The 16,046-nt window shown below is 71.3% G+C and carries 15 protein-coding genes; 7 read left to right on the top strand and 8 right to left on the bottom strand.

The annotated features are described in order from the left end of the window. From ALLO2_RS18195 to ALLO2_RS18185, 3 genes are all read left to right on the top strand, one after another. The coding region (locus ALLO2_RS18195; protein WP_035733681.1) for an RNA-guided endonuclease TnpB family protein at positions 1 to 485 on the top strand (485 nt) is incomplete at its 5' end. Between the two features lie 63 nt (positions 486 to 548). Continuing rightward, the gene (locus ALLO2_RS18190) at positions 549 to 824 is read left to right on the top strand and encodes a hypothetical protein (protein ID WP_023841527.1); all 276 of its coding nucleotides are present in this window, start codon (positions 549 to 551) and stop codon (positions 822 to 824) included. A gap of 100 nt (positions 825 to 924) precedes the next feature. After that, positions 925 to 1,344 carry an ester cyclase gene (locus tag ALLO2_RS18185; RefSeq protein WP_011437807.1) on the top strand — a complete coding sequence of 140 codons (420 nt, stop codon included), beginning with the start codon at positions 925 to 927 and terminating at the stop codon, positions 1,342 to 1,344. 140 nt (positions 1,345 to 1,484) lie between these two features. On the opposite strand, the gene ALLO2_RS18180 is transcribed toward ALLO2_RS18185, so the two are convergent. Beyond that, complete coding sequence (locus ALLO2_RS18180) at positions 1,485 to 3,947, bottom strand: helicase-associated domain-containing protein (protein WP_023841526.1); 2,463 nt, start codon at positions 3,945 to 3,947, stop codon at positions 1,485 to 1,487. A 207-nt stretch (positions 3,948 to 4,154) separates the two neighbouring features. Then, the gene (locus tag ALLO2_RS18175) at positions 4,155 to 4,439 is read right to left on the bottom strand and encodes a hypothetical protein (RefSeq protein WP_131728932.1); all 285 of its coding nucleotides are present in this window, start codon (positions 4,437 to 4,439) and stop codon (positions 4,155 to 4,157) included. Positions 4,440 to 5,691: 1,252 nt separating this feature from the next. On the opposite strand from ALLO2_RS18175, the gene ALLO2_RS27435 reads away from it, so the two are divergent. Continuing rightward, on the top strand, positions 5,692 to 5,838 hold the full coding sequence (locus ALLO2_RS27435) for a hypothetical protein (protein ID WP_232235185.1): 147 nt from the start codon (positions 5,692 to 5,694) through the stop codon (positions 5,836 to 5,838). On the opposite strand, the gene ALLO2_RS27430 is transcribed toward ALLO2_RS27435, so the two are convergent. Beyond that, entirely contained in the window at positions 5,830 to 6,114 is a 285-nt protein-coding gene (locus ALLO2_RS27430) for an NAD(P)H-dependent oxidoreductase (RefSeq protein WP_076806972.1), read from the bottom strand. The genes ALLO2_RS27435 and ALLO2_RS27430 overlap by 9 nt on opposite strands. A gap of 124 nt (positions 6,115 to 6,238) precedes the next feature. Here ALLO2_RS27430 and ALLO2_RS18170 point away from each other — a divergent pair, with 124 nt between their 5' ends. Then, entirely contained in the window at positions 6,239 to 7,366 is a 1,128-nt protein-coding gene (locus ALLO2_RS18170) for a phosphotransferase enzyme family protein (RefSeq protein WP_011437803.1), read from the top strand. Between the two features lie 80 nt (positions 7,367 to 7,446). On the opposite strand, the gene ALLO2_RS18165 is transcribed toward ALLO2_RS18170, so the two are convergent. The 5 genes from ALLO2_RS18165 to ALLO2_RS25870 form a co-directional block, all read right to left on the bottom strand. Then, positions 7,447 to 8,229, bottom strand: a complete 783-nt coding sequence (locus ALLO2_RS18165; RefSeq protein ID WP_011437802.1) for an enoyl-CoA hydratase/isomerase family protein — start codon at positions 8,227 to 8,229, stop codon at positions 7,447 to 7,449. A gap of 296 nt (positions 8,230 to 8,525) precedes the next feature. Further along, positions 8,526 to 9,653 carry an HAF repeat-containing protein gene (locus ALLO2_RS18160; RefSeq protein WP_232235184.1) on the bottom strand — a complete coding sequence of 376 codons (1,128 nt, stop codon included), beginning with the start codon at positions 9,651 to 9,653 and terminating at the stop codon, positions 8,526 to 8,528. 351 nt (positions 9,654 to 10,004) lie between these two features. Beyond that, entirely contained in the window at positions 10,005 to 10,535 is a 531-nt protein-coding gene (locus ALLO2_RS18155; protein ID WP_011437800.1) for a hypothetical protein, read from the bottom strand. A gap of 144 nt (positions 10,536 to 10,679) precedes the next feature. Continuing rightward, positions 10,680 to 11,366, bottom strand: coding sequence for a hypothetical protein (locus ALLO2_RS18150; RefSeq protein ID WP_232235183.1), 687 nt, complete (start codon positions 11,364 to 11,366; stop codon positions 10,680 to 10,682). A 177-nt stretch (positions 11,367 to 11,543) separates the two neighbouring features. Next, the gene (locus ALLO2_RS25870) at positions 11,544 to 12,155 is read right to left on the bottom strand and encodes a hypothetical protein (protein WP_139140041.1); all 612 of its coding nucleotides are present in this window, start codon (positions 12,153 to 12,155) and stop codon (positions 11,544 to 11,546) included. A gap of 109 nt (positions 12,156 to 12,264) precedes the next feature. On the opposite strand from ALLO2_RS25870, the gene ALLO2_RS27425 reads away from it, so the two are divergent. Continuing rightward, positions 12,265 to 13,206, top strand: coding sequence for a hypothetical protein (locus tag ALLO2_RS27425; RefSeq protein WP_023841520.1), 942 nt, complete (start codon positions 12,265 to 12,267; stop codon positions 13,204 to 13,206). Between the two features lie 112 nt (positions 13,207 to 13,318). Further along, positions 13,319 to 16,015 carry a WD40 repeat domain-containing serine/threonine protein kinase gene (locus ALLO2_RS18135; protein WP_035733672.1) on the top strand — a complete coding sequence of 899 codons (2,697 nt, stop codon included), beginning with the start codon at positions 13,319 to 13,321 and terminating at the stop codon, positions 16,013 to 16,015. The last annotated feature ends 31 nt before the right edge of the window (positions 16,016 to 16,046 follow it).

The raw sequence follows: 16,046 nt of genomic DNA, 5'->3' as shown, positions 1-16,046 counted from the left end.
ACAACGGGCTGCACAAGCTCACGACCCGGCTCGCCCGGTCCCACGACACGGTCGTCGTCGAAGATCTGCACGTCGCCGGGATGGTCCGTAACCGGCGGCTCGCCCGCGCGGTCGCCGACGCCGGCATGGCCGAGGTCCGCCGGCAGCTTGCCTACAAGACCCGCTGGTACGGATCGACGCTCGTCGTCGCCGACCGCTGGTATCCCAGCTCGAAGACCTGCTCCGGCTGCGGCTGGCGAAACCCAAGCCTGANGCTGTCCGAGCGCACNTTCACCTGCCAGTCCTGCGGGCTGGTACTCGACCGCGACCACAACGCCGCGATCAACCTGCACCACCTCGTCGCCGCCAGTACACCGGAGACGGAAAACGCCCGTGGAGCCGACCNNAAGACCCGCGCNAGCGGGCNGGTGGCTGGGAAGCGGGAACCCGGCACGGCCACGGCCGGTCAGACCGGGGGTGCCTCGCCGAGAGGCGAGGCGGCATGAGCGGACGCTATCAAGCGCTTTCATGCAACGGTTCTTGGGCAGAGCTGGTTGATCGTCGCGATCGTGCTGACGACCGTAGCCGCCGCCGTGCTCCTCATCGTGGTGCTGCCCGGACAGCGTGACGTCCTCGACGAGATCGTCGCCGGATCCCCGGCCGTCCCCGACCGTGCGCAGGATGGTGGCGCGGTGGCCATGGATGGTGGCGCGGTGGCCATGGACGCGGCCGCGGCGCGCGCCCGCACGAGCGGTCTCGCGATGGCGGCCGGTGTGTTCAGCCTGCTCTGGGTCATCGTCACCGTTCTGATGATCATCCGCCCCGGCTCGACCACGAGCGTCTGACGTCCTCCCGGACATCCGGTTTTCCGTCGGGAACCGGCCCGGTGGTGGGATGATCGCCCTCTGGGCGGTGTGTGCGGCAGGCAAGCCTGGAGGATGTCACGTGGGAGAGGCGCTGGACACGGTGAAGCGCGCGCTGGACGCCTTCGACCTCGGTGACGAGGCCTCGGTGCTGTCGCTGCTTGACGAGGATCTGGTCGTCGAGGCACCGGGCGGGGTGCGGATCAAGGGGCGCGCGGCGGGCGCCGAGTACAGCGCCGCCTTCCTGGCGGCCTTCGGTGAGATCGACGTCGATACCCACGTGCTGGCCGAGCAGGGCGAGATCGTGGTCGAGGAGTACACGCTGACCGCGACGCACGTCGGCGTCTACCGCGACCCGGACGGTACGGAGCTCGCGCCCACCGGGCGTCGGATCAACCTGCGTGTCGTCGAGGTCTACCGGGTCGAGCGCGGCCTGATCACCGAGAACCGGCTGTACTTCGACCAGACGCGGCTCGCTCGCCAGCTCGGTCGACCCGCCTGAGCCGCCCCGGGCCTGGCGGCCCCGCCCCGGGCTGGCCGGGCGTGAGAGCCGACGGGTCCAGATTCGAGAGCTGATCGGCATGGACCTACTGCCTGCGGAACCCGGCTGACCGGTCATGCCCGGGGAGAAGGGGGTGCCGGTCAGCCGACGGGACTGACGGACTCGATGTTGGCGATGGCGAACTCGCGCTCGGCGTTGCGCAGGTGGCACCAGGAGTCCAGCCACCGGCCGAAGAGCTGGTTCGGCTGGATGCGGCGGACCGTCCGGGTGCCCTGCTTGTCCCGGTAGGCGATGACCACATCGCTGCGGCGTTCCACCGCGTCCGCCAGCACGGCGAGCTCGGCGTCGTTTAGCCGTCCGTTCATCTCGCCGAGCCGCTGGGCCAGGTCGGTCAGCAGGGTGACACCGTCGTCATTGCCGGTGCGCAGGCGCTGGGCGAGTTCGTCGGCCGTCAGCCGCCGTCGGGTCGCCGGCGGACCGGCGGGGGACCCTCCGTGCGGTCGGGACGCCCGGGACTCCCGGGACGGCTGTGCCGGGGCCCCCCGCGGCGCCTTCCGCCCCGGTCCGCTCGTCACGATGACGGTGCCCGTCGCGTCCTCGGCGACGGGGTAGAAGCCCGTCCGGCGCAGCTCGGCGAGGACCGTGTCCAGTTCCACCGGGCTGGCCAGCACGGTGGGGGCGAGCCGGGCGAGGTGCAGCTTCGCCAGTGTCCGGGTGTGGAGGATCTCGGCGGTCGTGGGCTCGTCGGCGAGGACGGCGCTGCGCATCCCGCGGACCCGCACGTGTCCGTGCCGGCGGGCGACGTCGGCGATGAGGTATTCGAGCGGCTGCGGGAGACCGTGGTCGGCGATGGCGCGTAGCTGTTCGAGCAGCTCGGTGGCGGACCATCCGGCGTCCATCGCGGCGCGGACGCTGGCGGAGGTGAACCGCCAGGTCCCGGCCGCGCCCCGGGACTCCGGCACCGCCGCGGCCCGCAGGAGCTGGGATATCGCCGCGCTGGGCTGGCCGGACACGACCGCGGTGAGATCGGACTGCAGGATCAGGCTGGACGGCGTCGCNGGCAGCAGCTCGGCGCAGCGGTCCGCCAGATCCCGCACCGTCCTCGCGACCTGCGCGGCGAGCTCGTCCGCGGTCGAGACGATCATAAGCCCGACGGTGGCAGCCGCCGCGTCGGTGGTGCTCGGCGCGGCCTCGATCAGGGCCTGGCCGGGCTCGGACAGGACGTCGAGGGCGAACACCCCGAGCAGCTCGGCCTCGCGGATCGACGCCGCCACCTTGATCTTGCAGGTGGCGGCGTCGTAGCCGTGCAGGGGGAAGAACCAGTCGAGGTTCTCAGCCGTGAGCCGCACCGACCGCCCGCCGGCCGCCGCGCGGATCAGCACCCGGCGAATCTGGCCCGCCCCCGACCCGATGGGCAGGGGCGGCGGGACGTCCTTCTCGTCGGCACCCTCGCGGCTCGTCGGCGCGTGCTCCAGAGCGTGCCACGCCGCCGCCAGCGTCGCCCACTGATGGCTTGGCGACTCCTCCCGCCACTCCTGGAACCGCGGGCTCGGTGCGTAGCCGCCTTCGGTGAAGGCCAGCAGGCCGGCGGCCGCGACCAGGTCGATCCACAGCGGCAGCTCGGCCAACGGTGTCGACAGCCGCTTCGCCAGCCGGGCCCGTTCCCGCCCACCGACGCCTCCTCGCTTGAGCGCCACGACGGGGGCGGCGGCGGCCTCGTCGAGCAGGGCGGTCACGGCGCGGATAGCGCCCTGGGCGGCCGCCTGGGAGCTCGACCGGACGGCGGCCTCGTTCACCTCCGGCCGGGGAATGTCCGGCGGCCCGGTGAGCCCCAGGTCCTGCCTGGCCAGCCAGGCGGCGACCGCGACCTCACGGGGGAGCTCCGGCCGGTTGCCGACGCCCAGCACCAGCCCCGCGGTGATCAGCTGCCTGATGGACCGCGTGGCTGCCCTGCGGTCATGGATCTCCTCGAAGGGCGTGTAGGGGAACATGTAGGGGAAGTAGCCGCCGGCCGTGGCCAGGCGCAGGTCATCGAGTTGCTGCCGCGCCGGGGCGGGCAGGGAAGCGATGATCGTCGCGATGCGGCGGGCATCGGACATGAGTTCGGTGAGCCGCGCGACCAGCTCGGTCTTGCGCAGGTTTTCGGCCGGAGCCCCGAGCGCCGTGACCGCCTTACGCAGATCCTCGACCAGGACGTTGCGGGCGATCTTTGCGACCGGGCGGGCGGAGCTGATCTCCTCGACCCAGTGGTTGTGCAGCGGCTCCGGGAGTCGGACCACCGTGTCGGTCCAGGCGAGGCCGCGGGCGCACAGATCGTCCACCCCGGCGCGCACCGCGTCCGGTAACGCGCCCAACAGCTCGGCCATCCGGGGCACCGTCGCGGACTCCCCCAGCAGCGCCGCCGCCTGGCCGACCCGGAGCGTGTCGCGGTTCAGCTCCCACAGCGCCGCCGCCAGCGAATCCGGGCTTTCCAGCCGCTGCGCGAGCTGCCCGAAACCGCGGGGTACCGGCTCGATCAGCACGTCCGGACGCGAGCGGAGCAGAGCGGCCAGCGCCGGCAAGTCCAGATCCGCAAGATGGTCAACGAACGATCGTGGTGTCATCCCTTCCATTCTTATGCGCGCCGAACGGGCACGGTCGCCCGGTCTGCCGGTAGCAGACATCCGAGACCACGGTCGCCCGTTCCCGATCCGTCCGGATTGCGAGCGCACCGGTGGCGCCGGCGAACGGCATCGGCGCCCTCCGGACGGTCGCCGGTACCGCGGACGGTCGCCGGTACCCCGGGCCTCGCCGTCGTTGCCGGTGCGGCCTCACTGATAGCCGATGTGGAGGACGGTGGGGCTGGTAGGCGCATCGCTGTCGATGACGACCGTCGGCCCGTCCGGACCACCCCCGGGACCACCGGCCCAGCCGAAAGTGAACATGTAGCTGTGCCCCGGCGCGATCCGGAGGTGGGAGTTCTGATCCAGGAGGCGCTCACCGTCCACCGAGATTGACTGGACGTGCAGGATCCCCGGTCCTTTGTCGGTGATTGTCAGGTCGGTCTGCCGCCCGACGCCGCTCACCGCGCCGGTCTCGTACGAAACGTTGATCACCGGGAGTGGATGATACGTCGGACGGCGGATCATGGCGCCGGCAGGCAACGCTGAGAACAGAATGAGCAGTATTGCGGTGACCATGATGGATACGGCGCGGCGGGACGGGTGCCGGGTACGGGCCGAAACGGATTGCGCCGCATCCCCCATAGCCCCGGAGTCGTCGGTAAGGACGGGCACCAGATCGAGGTGCGGGCGGCACACCGACCTGCCCGGTGAGGGGAGCATGGTTTCCTCCGCGCTGTATTTCCAGAAATCTGTCATCCCGGCCCGAGGATACTAGGGGCCCGGTACGCTGAGTGGTCATGTCCTACGGGAACATCTCCACCGGACCGGAAGCATGAGCCCATCCGGGGTATGCGGATACCCCTTGCGGGCACCCCCGGTGAATGTGGACGCAGTCGGTCATCCGGCCCGTGCTGTCGGGCAATGGTCGGTAACTGGAATGGTCCTCCCGGATGGCGGTCAACGGCGGTCAATAGCGGTCAATAGCGGTCAACGGCAGGCGTGACCGCCGCCCGGACTTGCGCCGGTTCGACACAGATGTATCGGTTCTCCCATCTTGTGAATGTTGTCATCGATGGTTGGACGGGCAGGGGCGTTCCGGTGTCAACCGCATCGGGTTCTCACCGGCCCGGCTGCCCGCCCGATGCGCGGCCCGATAATCCGGACGGGAATACGTAAACGTGAAACGGAATCGAAGGGCTCGGCGCGCCGTTGTCATTGAGTGGGGAAGTTCTGGTAGGGAATAGCGGATCGGAGAACACGTGAGAGACGCGAGAGAGGTTCAAATATGCGTCGACCCGTTAAGAGAAGAACCGGGCGAGCTGTCGGTGTCCGTCGCATTCTGGTGACCATCGGAGCCGCCGTCACGCTCGGTCTGCTCACCACCGGCGCGGGCTGCCAGCCGCCCGGCACACCCTGCCCTCCCTACCCACCCGTCCCGCAACCCAACTGCCAGCCCATCCCGAACTGACGTGTCCGGCCGCGGCGGGTCACCTGTCCGGGTGAGACGCCGCGCAGGGCGCAAGGGAGGGAAGATCGGTGTCCCACACGCGGGTCCATCGGTGGTCGGCCGTCCGGGTCGGTCGCCGGTGGGCCGCGATGGGCTCNCCCCGCCGCGACATCTGCCGTGTCCGCGACATCTGCCGTGTCTGCCGTGTCTGCCAGGCCGAGGTGGTGCACGACGGCCCGCGGAACCTCGGCGAGTCCGGCACGCACCCGTGGGTCGCTCACCGTGCCGTCCGGACCGATGGCCTCCCTTGCCACGGGCAACGACGCGCAGGCCGACGCGCTGACGTTGGCAGCCACCTGGTCCAGCACCGTCCCCAGCTCGGCCCGGGCACCCCTCCCCCGGCTCGGGGCGGCCACGTTGACCCAGGCAGCGGACTTACCGTAGAGCTCCCCGCCGCCGATCGTCCAGTCGATCAGGTTCTTGAAGCTTCCAGTTCTTGAAGCTTCCAGGTAGCGCGCCTGCGTACTGCGGGGTGCGGAACAGCACGACGTCGGCCGCTGTGAGCTGCGCGCGCAGTTCGGCCCCGGCAGGCTGGGGCGCGTCGTCGCTCTTGCCGTAGCCGTGCTCTTGCCGTGGCGGTGGTTCTTCGATGGTGGGTTTCGACGGTGGGTGCGGCCGGGCCCGGTTCCTTGACGGCGGCCCGCCGACTCCGGCAAACAAGATGGATGCGGACCATTTCCCCTGGTGAAACAGGGTTCAGGCAAGGGTTCAAGCAGGCCGGAGCGGTACGCGGGGTCACGTCCTCCCACGGGGACGCCATCTCGCCCGGACCGGTGGTCGTACGGTGAGCACGACCTCCGTCGACGGGCTGGTGGGGCTGGATGGCGTCCTCGGTGACGTCCTCGCCGCCTATGATCTCGGCCCGTCGCCGCGGGCGAGCCTGCTGCATGTCTCGGAGAACGTCACTTACCGCGTGGACGACCCGGCGACCGGCCGGCGTTGGGCGTTGCGGCTGCACCGGCCCGGCTACCACACTCTCGTCGAGATTCACGGGGAGCTGGCGTGGGTGGCTGCCCTGCGCGCCGACGGCGTGGTCGTGACGCCGCCGGTCGTGCCGACGAGGGCGGGTGGGCCCGTGGCGACCGTGGCCGCGACCGGAACCCTCCCGCCGAGTGCCGCCTCGCCGGATCCCGCTGGGCTGGATCCCGCTGGGCCGGATGGTGCCGAGCGGCACGCCGTGTTGTTCGAATGGGTCGACGGACGTTCACCGGAACCGACGGACCCCATGTCCCTGCGCGGCGCGTTCGGGCAGCTCGGGGACATCACCGCGCGGCTGCACCGGCACGCGCGGGAGTGGTCCCGCCCGACTACCTTCGCCCGCTTCGAGTGGACCTGGCGGAGCATGCTCGGCGACGCCGGCCGGTGGGGGAGCTGGTCGGAGGGCTTGGTCACCGCGCTGGCCGACGGCCCCGGCCCGCCGGGGGACGGCCCGCGGGGGGACGGCCGCGCGGCGTTGGGCCTGCTGAGCCGGGCCGCGGCCGACATCGAGGCACGCCTGGCCGCCTTCGGCACCGGGCCGGACCGGTTCGGGCTCGTCCACGCCGACATGCGGCTGGCGAACCTCCTGGTACCCCGGGATGCGTCCACCGGGGACGTCTGCGTGATCGATTTCGACGACTGCGGCTTCGGCTGGTACCTCTGGGATCTCGCCGCGTCGCTGTCCTTCATCGAGCACCTCGACGAGGCCGGCGACCTGGTGGCCGCCTGGCTGGCCGCCTACCAGCGCCAGCGCCCGCTCACCGCGGACGACGTAGCGATGATCCCTACCTTCGTCCTGTTGCGCCGGCTGCTCCTGGTGGCCTGGCTGGGCACCCATCCGCACTCGGACGCGGTGCCGAGCGCCTCCGAGTACGCCCGGGACAGTTGCGAGCTGGCCGAGGCCTATCTGGGCGGGCGGTTCCTCACCGGCTGAGGCGGCGGCCCGCGGCCAGGCCTGACCGCTGGCTCGTCCCGCCCGCCCGAAATCCCCGAGGACCGGCACGCCCGGACCACTCAGCGGCCGGTGAAACGGGGCGCGCGGCGCTCCGTCGAGGCGCGCACCCCCTCGGCGAAGTCCTCGGTGGCCCGCAGTCTGGCCTGCTCGGCGGTTTCCCGCTCGGTGGCCGCCCGGATGACGGGGACGAGATCCGCCCACATCGTCTCCCGGATGCTGCGCACGGCCAGCGGCGCGGCGGCGGTGACCTCACCGGCCAGCGCCACCGCGGCCTCCCGCAGCTCGGCGTTCGGCACGAGCCGGTCGGCGAGGCCGATGTCGAACGCCTCCTGCCCACCAACCCGGCGACCGGTGTAGAGCAGGTCGAGCGCCTTCTGCCGGCCGACGACCGCCGGCAGGGTCACCGAGATGCCGAAGCCCTGGTGCAGCCCGATCCGGGAGAAGTTCGCCGCGAAGCGGCTGTCCGGGCTTGCGACCCGGAAGTCCGCGGACAGCGCGAGCCCCAGCCCGCCGCCGACCGCGCTGCCCTGCACCGCGGCCACGACCGGTATCGGGGAGGCGAACAGCCGTAGCGCCTCGCGGTAGAGGGCCGGCGCCCCCTCGTCCGCCGAGATCGCCTCGGCCGCACTCGCGCCGGAGAAGTCGGCTCCGGCGCAGAAGTTCCTGCCCTGGGAGCACAGCACGACGGCACGGACGTCGGAGTCGGCGCCGAGCTTGTCGTAGATGTCGGCGAGGGTCTGGATCAGGCGCACGTCGAAGAAGTTGTGCGGCGGACGGCAGACCTCGACGACGGCGACGTGGCCGGGCAGGGTCTGTACCGCGATGTCTCCGGACTCGCTCATGATGATCCTCCGTCGGGTCGTCCGTGCTGGTGCCGGCGGTCCGCCGTGCCGGCGGGGNCTCCTCCNTCCNACATCGTCCNTCCTGACCGAAAANGCCTCGCGGGNCGCGTCACGGACTGGGCCTGGACCGGGCCTGGACTGGGCCTGGAGTGAGCGGACTGAGCCTGGAGCGAACGGAGACGGACGCGGCTGACCTCCCGTTCCCTGACGACGAGTTCGACGTGGTGCTCTCCTGTTTACCGACTAGATCATGCTCACGGTGTTCAATGTGCTGTGCTGACCGGACAGCCGCCGCGTCAGCGGCCGGGGGCCGGCCAGAAGGTCGCGAGCGGAATCGGGGAGTCGGCCGGGTCCGAGGAACCGAGGACGACGTCGGCGGGGGTGATGGCGTTCGCGTCGCTGTACGGCCCGCCCAGCGTGCCGAGATCGGTGAAACGGCCGTCGCGCCAACGGAACGCGTGCCCGTTCGCCGTGCCGGCGACGGTTCCCCGGTCGTTGATGGCGGTCACCCCAAAGTCGCCGCTGGGCACGCTGATGGTCGCGCGCTGGCCGTGCCACCAGACGAATGCATGGTTCGACGAGCCGCGGCTCAGGACGAGGACCTGGCCGGCGTTGTTGATCCCGATCGCCCAGGATTCGGTGTCGCCGGGCGGCGTACCGAGGTCGATCAGACGACCGCGTTCCCAGAGGAAGGCGTGGGTGTGCCCGTCGGCCGTGTCGCTGTAGCCCACGATCTGCCCGGCGTCGTTCGCGGCCACCGCGGTGCTTGACGGGCCGCCGAGGGTACCCAGGTCGTGCAGGGTGCCTCTCCACCAGCGGAAGGCGTGGGACGGGCCGGCGGCGGTGTTACTGCTGCCGGCGATGGCCCCGGCGCTGGTGACCGCGACGGCGGAGCTGCTCGGGCCGCCGAGCGTACCCAGGTCCTGCAGGTGGTTGTCCGCCCACCGGAAGGCATGGAACGTACCGGCGTTGGTGGTGCTGGTGCCGACGATGACCCCGGCGCGGTTGACCGCCACCGCGGCGCTGCTGTAGCCGCCGGCCGTGTGGGTGCCGCCGAGGTAGCCCAGACCCTGGGGCTGGGAGGTTCCGTGTTCCAGCCGGAACGCCTGCCGGTCGTAGTGGCTGACGAAATCGCCGATGACCAAGCCGTCCTCGGTCACCGCCTTCGGCNCTGTGCTGCCGTTGAGGACATGCACGGTGCCGTCGCGCCAAAGGAAGCCCGTGGTGCTGTACGCGCCGCTGTCCCAGTGACCAACGTAGAGTCCGCGGCTGTTGCCACTGGTCAGCGAGCCGGGACTGCCCGGTCCGGGAATGCCGACCCCGGCCGGCGTCGTCTGGCGTGGGTCAGGTCGTGGTTCTGGAACCGGCGCCGCCAGGGCCGGGGGAAGCCCGGTGAGGGACAACGGTGCGGCGGCTGCGGCCATGACCGCTAGGTGGACGAATGTTCTCCGGTTGTTCGGCACGGCCGACCTCCCTGGTCAGGCCTTCCCGACCGTCGTCGTGGCCGCCGGGGCGCCGTCGCACGGGTTCGGTCGCACGGGTTCGGTCGCCAGGATCCTGGCGCCGGATCGGGTCGGGATGGCTGGACGGAGGACCGGCTGGCACCCCGTCAATTGATTACTAACTGAAGCCGGATGGTGTCGATCTGTAGTCGGCTTGTCAATGAATGACACGCCCCGCCTGCGGCCGCGAGGCGCGGAACGTCGCGGGCGCGGGCCGGTGAGCGGCGCGCTGACGTGGGCCTCAGCCGACTCCACCCAGATGGTGCGGACGGCTCAGGACACCGTGATGTCGAGTTTCATCCCCAGCGACTCGTGGTTGTCGACCGGGCAGTCCAGCTCGTAGGTACCCGGCTGCAGAGTCACGGTGAGGTCCTCGGACTCACCGGGTGCGAGGTCTTTCGTCGTGGCCTCGTGCAGGCCGGGCCCCTCGATCCTCAGCGCGTGCGTCACGTGCCCGGCATTCTGGGTGACGAAGGTGTAGATGCCCGGGGTGAACGTGTTCCGGGAAAGTTTGATCACGAACTCGGTCTCGGTGACCGTCACCTTCGTCGCGCCCGCGGTTCCCGCGCTCGTCAACGGACCGGTCGGGGACGGCTTGGCCGACACCGAAGCGGGCGTGGTCGGCGTGGGCCGTGGCGTCGGGGTGGTTGTGCCGCCGCACGCGGCGGTGAAGGCGAGGATCACCGTGCCCGTCGCCATGACCGCGGCAGCCCGGCGCCCACCGCGCCGATGCGCGGCCCGTCGACCCTCGAGAAGGCCGGGGCGGGCGGGGCCCGCGGTCGAGGTTCGCAGGTGATCGGTCACGTGGTCTCCTCGGAAGGTCCGCCGGTCGACTGCGATGGTGCCCTGACGTCGTGACGTCGTCCTCTAAGCGGCTCCGGCGCGTCGCGTCGCATCACGCCGAGGGCACCACGAGGCGGTCGCGTAGGCCGTGGACGGCCGGTGGGGTCAGCCGCGCCTCGTCGTCGGGACCAGTTGGGGCAGCAGGGCTCCGAGCCCGAAGCAGACGGCGGTCGCCGTGATGGTGATGCCGAAATCACTGGGGATGCCGGGCNACAGCAGCCGGGTGGCTGAAAGCGCGAAGATGACGAACAGGCCGACCCCGCAGCCGGCGGGCACGAACCGCAGGCCGCGCTGCCACCAGGTGGCCGGCACCGCATGGCGACCGAGCGGGAGCAACGCGACGGCCCAGAGCAGCCCCATCAGGACGACAAGCCCGAGGCCGAACAGCCCGTAGATGGACAACAGCGATCCGTGGATGTCGGCGGTTCCCGCTACCCTGGCCACTGTGTGCAGGTCCGCGCCCCGGATCGCCACCTCCACCGGCATCAATCCGGTGGCCCGACCGTCGAGGTCGCGCACATCCAGGTCGACGGTCCAGTTCGCCGATCCGCGGGCCGGGATGGTTGTGCGCACCCGGGTGTCGTAGTCGAAGAAGGTGAGGCCGAGCACGGTTCCGCTCAGCCGTACCGAGTCGACGGGGACATTCGACCGGGTCAGGTTCTGCACGCTGACCACCACGCGGGCGACCGCACTGGCTTCGAGGACCACGTTGTCCTCACCGAGGGGCTGACCGTCGACGGTGACGCCGAGTTCCACCCCGCCGCCGTCCGCCGCATGGACCGGAGACGCCATGGGTAACATGAGCCAACTCAGGCACGCCGTCAGGCAAACGGCGACGAAAATACTTTCCCGCGCCGACTTCTCCGTCGGCAATCTGACATTCACCGCTTCCCCCCGTGGCCCGGATGACCGGCAACGCGACTGTTATCCTATCGATCGTCGTAGGGCGGGACTTCCGCCTAACGTGCATCACGTTGTCTCCGCCGGTCCGGGGCAGGCCGCCGGCAACGGGCGTGTTGCCAGCCGCACCCGGGGGGGCGCTCTGGTGTCTGGCCAGCGAGTATCTGGTCGATTCGTGCCACGGCCGTCGCGCGGTCTGGTATCGACGGTGTTTGTCGTTGTGTTTTTCTTGGTCAGCGGGGCCGGCGTCGCCACGGCGATGGTCAGTCCCGGGACGTCGACCGGCACGTCGTCGGAGTCCATCTCCCCGTCCCGGTCCATCCCCCCGTCCCCGCTGCCGTCCCCGTCCCCAGCCCCGACCCGGTCCGCATCCCCGTCCCCGCTGCCATCCGCGTCCCCGTCCCCGCTGCCGTCCCCGACCCGGTCCATCCCCCCGTCCACGTCTCCGCTGCCGTCCACCTCCCCGTCCCGGCCTCCCATCCCGAATCCGGCGCCGAACCCGGAGACCCCCAGCGGTACCCCGTCTCCCCACTCCGATCCGAGTGCGACGAGCTGCCCGTCGGGGACGACGACGGACGCTGGTGGGCGCTGCACGTCCAGTTCGCCGACCTGCCCGGCCGCAGCCACGCGCAATGCGGGTGGCCCCTGCGACCAGCACGGTCCGACCTGCCCACCGAGCACGCCTCGATCGGCCGACGCGGCGGCGTCATCACCGCCGAACGGTGCCTGCCCGCAACCCCGGTGCACCTCCGGGCCGGCGTCGACGTCAACGCCGGGGACGGGTACAGGGATGGGGACAGACAGGGGATGTGCTGACGGCGATCCCCGGCACTGCGCGACGCCCGCCCCCGCGTTGCCGCTCGGCCTGGTCGATGGGACGCCCTGCCCCACGGAGGGCACGAAGACCACGCCACCTCCCATCACCTCGTCCCCGGTCACCGACTCCACCAAGCCGGGCTCCAAGGGGGAGAAGGAGACCTCGGTTACCTGTCCGGACGGCTCCGTGCGCCGATCGGCCGACCAGTGCCCCCTGCCGCAGAAGGCCTGCCCTGGGTCGGTGGTCGGCGTCGCCGTGGGCGAAGCCTGCCCGCCGCCGCGGCCATCCCCGCCGGTCCCGGTCGTCTGCTGGGACGGTTCCGTGCGCGCGGCGACGCTCGACTGCCCCGCCGGGCGCCGGCTCTGCCCCGGCGGCCTCGCGGTTCCGCTGGACGAGCAGTGCGCGGCACCCACCCCGTCCCGCTGCCCGAAGGGGACGGTGCGCGTGCTGGGCGTATGCACACCCGTGTCCGAGCCCGGCGTGTCCGAGCCGGATGTGGGGAAGCCGGATGTGGGGGAGCCGGTGGCACGCGAGGCACGTCCCGGTGAGCTGTTGTTCGACCGGAGCGCCGTGACGGCCGGAGATACGCTGTTCGCCCGGGGTGCCGGCTGCAGACCCGGGTCGCAGGCCGTGCTCACCGCGGGCGGCGAGCTGGTCGGACGGACCGTCGCCGACCAGGACGGCACGTTCGAGACCGTGGTCCAGTTCGCCAGCTTCCGGCCGGGTTACCGTCCGGTCACCGCCGCCTGCGGAGCTAACCTCTCCGCCGGTATAGACATGGTGCTGGTCTCCGCGGACACCAGCGCTTCGCCTTCGTCGGTGCTGCTTCCGCTCTTCCTGGCGCTGTCATTCCTGGCCGTGCACTACCAGATGGCGGCCCGTGGACGTCGGCGTGCCAGGTCGCAGCGTCGCTAGGTGCCAGGCGCCGCCGGGCATTACCGGGCGTTGCCAGGCGCGGGTGGCCTGCTGACCGACAACCTCGGGATCCTCGACAACCTCGACAACCTCGGGCGGGAGTGATCAGCTAATGTCCCACCCACCCGGCCGGAGTGGACCCGCGGACGGACCCGCGGATCGTGCTGCCTCCGAACCGACCGAGGTCGGTCCCTACCGGCTGGTGCGGCGTCTCGGCGCGGGTGGGATGGGGACCGTCTACCTGGGGGAGAACGCCGCCGGTGGTCTGGTCGCGGTCAAACTGATCCGGGCGGATCTCGCCCGGTTGGCCGAGTTCCGCAGCCGGCTCAAGCAGGAGGCCGACAACGCCCGGCGGGTCGCTCNTTTCTGCNCCGCGGCGGTCCTCGACGTCGACATCACCGCCGATCCGCCTTATCTGGTGACCGAGTACGTCGACGGGCCGACGCTGTCCGAGGCGGTTGGCACGCGCGGCCCGTTGACCCCGGCGGAGCTTCATCAGCTGGCGGTGAGCATGACCACCGCGCTGATGGCGATCCACCGGGCCGGACTCGTGCACCGGGATCTGAAGCCGTCCAACATCCTGCTGTCCCGGCTCGGGCCGAAGGTGATCGATTTCGGTATCGCGCGCGCCCTGGACTCCGCGACGGTACTCAGCGGGGATCGCCAGCTCGGGACGCCGGCGTTCATGGCGCCGGAACAGGCCCTGGGCGAGCAGGTCACCTCGGCGGCGGACGTGTTCGCCTGGGGCGGTGTCCTCATCTTCGCCNGGACCGGTCGTTACCCGTTCGGTAACGGCCCCGCTCCCAGCGTGCTGTACCGGACGGTCAACGATCCTCCGACGCTTGACGGCTTCGAGGACAGCCTGCGGCCCCTGGTCTCCGATGCGATGCGCAAGGCAGCGGCGGAGCGACCCACCGCCGAGAAGCTCTACGCGCGCCTTCTGGACCTACGTGTCGAAGCCCCGATGGCGGTCAAGGGGCTGTCCCTGTCCGAGGTGACCGCGCTGATCCGGCCGCTGAACACGTCCCCCGGCGGCGCCTCCGGAACGTCGGCGAGCGACGCCGACCTCGCGGGTCCGATCACGCCCGTCACCGGCCATCAGCCGATCGGACCCCCGCCGCCGGCGAACCTGATCTCGTTCCCGGGGCCGGGCATTCCCGGGGCACCAGCCCGGTCCGGCCCGTCGTCGGTTCCGGGCCCGTCGTCGGTTCCGGGCCCGTCGTCGGTTCCGGGCCCGACCTCTTCTCCCGGGCTCGGGTCGTCCTCGTCGGGGAGCGAGGCGTCACCGTCCGGGCCGGATGCCCGCTGGCTGCCGGGCGCAGGCTCGTCGTCCCGGTCCCGGGACTTCGCCGATGCTCTGGTGACGGTCTGGACCGAGGACGAACACAGCCAGGACCCCGGGCGAGGAGCGTCCCCGTCGTCCTCGTCGTCCTCGTCTCAGCGGTCGTCCTCGTCTCAGCGGTCGTCCTCGTCGTCGCGGAGGTCCTCGTCCGCCGCGCCACCGGGCGACCGGGCCCGCAACCGACGTCCGCTGATCATCGTTGCCCTGGTGGCCGCCGTCACCGTGCTCGTGACGACGGTCGCCATCGTGTCCACCAGGGGCGGGGGCTCGCGGACCGAGATGAGCGTGCCTGAGGCGGTCGCCGAGCGGGCGCTGCTCCTCCAGGACGGCGACACGGGACTCGCTCGCCGGCTCGCGCTCGCGGCCTACCGCGCCGAGCCGCACTCGGCCAGGACCCGGAGCGCGATGATCGCGCTGTTCGGTGCCGGGATCACCCCGACCACCATCCCCGTCGGGACCGGTGCCCTGCTGGCGCTCGCGGTGAGCCCGGACGGGCACTGGATCGCGGCGGGGAGCAACAACGGAACGGTCACGTTATGGGAAGTCGTCGGTCGGACCGAGCTGGTCCGGCGCACCTCCGTCTCGGTGCCGAGCCGCAGCTGGATCGAGTCGCTGGCGTTCAACCGGGACGGTGGCCTGCTCGCCGCGGGCCATTCCGACGGCACGATCCGACTGTGGAACCTGCACGACCCCGACCAGATGGTCCGATGGTCAACCATCCAGGCCCACACCGACGCGGTGCAGTCGGTGGCCTTCAGCCCGGACAGCAACACTCTCGGGTCCGCGAGTGCGGACGGCATCGTCGCGCTGTGGGACGTCACGGACCCGGCGCGTCCGAAGCAGCGCGTCCGGGCGGACGGTCAGACCGGGGGAGTGCGCTCGATGGCCTTCGCGCCTAACGGCACCCTGCTCGCGTTCGCTGGTGAGGACGGCACCGTCCATCTGTGGAACATCCGGGACGCGGCGCGGCCGACCGCGGGTGGAATCCTGCGCGGGCACAGCCGTGGGGTGCGGTCCGTGGTCTTCACCGGCGACGGAGGCGTTCTGGTCTCCGGCGGCGTCGACGCCACGGTGCGCCTGTGGGAGGTGCGGTATCCGGACAATCCCGCCCGTGGCGTCGCCACCGGCTCGCTGGGCGGGATCCAGAGCGTGGCCTTCGAGCCGGGTGCCGACGTCGTCGCCTCCGCCGGCGATGACGAGACGGTCCGGCTGACCGACATCTCCCGTCTGGACACGCCGATCCTGCTGACCCAGTGGCACGGGCACACCCAGCCGATCAGCGCGATCGCCTTCGTCTCCGGCACGGGCGTCGTCGTCTCGGCTGGTCACGACGGGACATTGCGGCTGTGGGACGCCGAGCCCGGCCGGCTCGCGGACACCGCGTGCGCCGATCCGGCGAACCGGATCACCGCCGGTGAATGGAGCACTGCCTTCAGGGATATGGGCTACCGGGCTCCCTGCGGCTGACGCTACCGGGCTCCCTGCGGCTGAGTTGACG

The sequence above is a fragment of the Frankia sp. Allo2 genome, assembly GCF_000733325.1.
Taxonomy (GTDB): Bacteria; Actinomycetota; Actinomycetes; order Frankiales; family Frankiaceae; genus Frankia; species Frankia casuarinae.
This window is presented reverse-complemented; position numbering and strand designations above follow the sequence as displayed.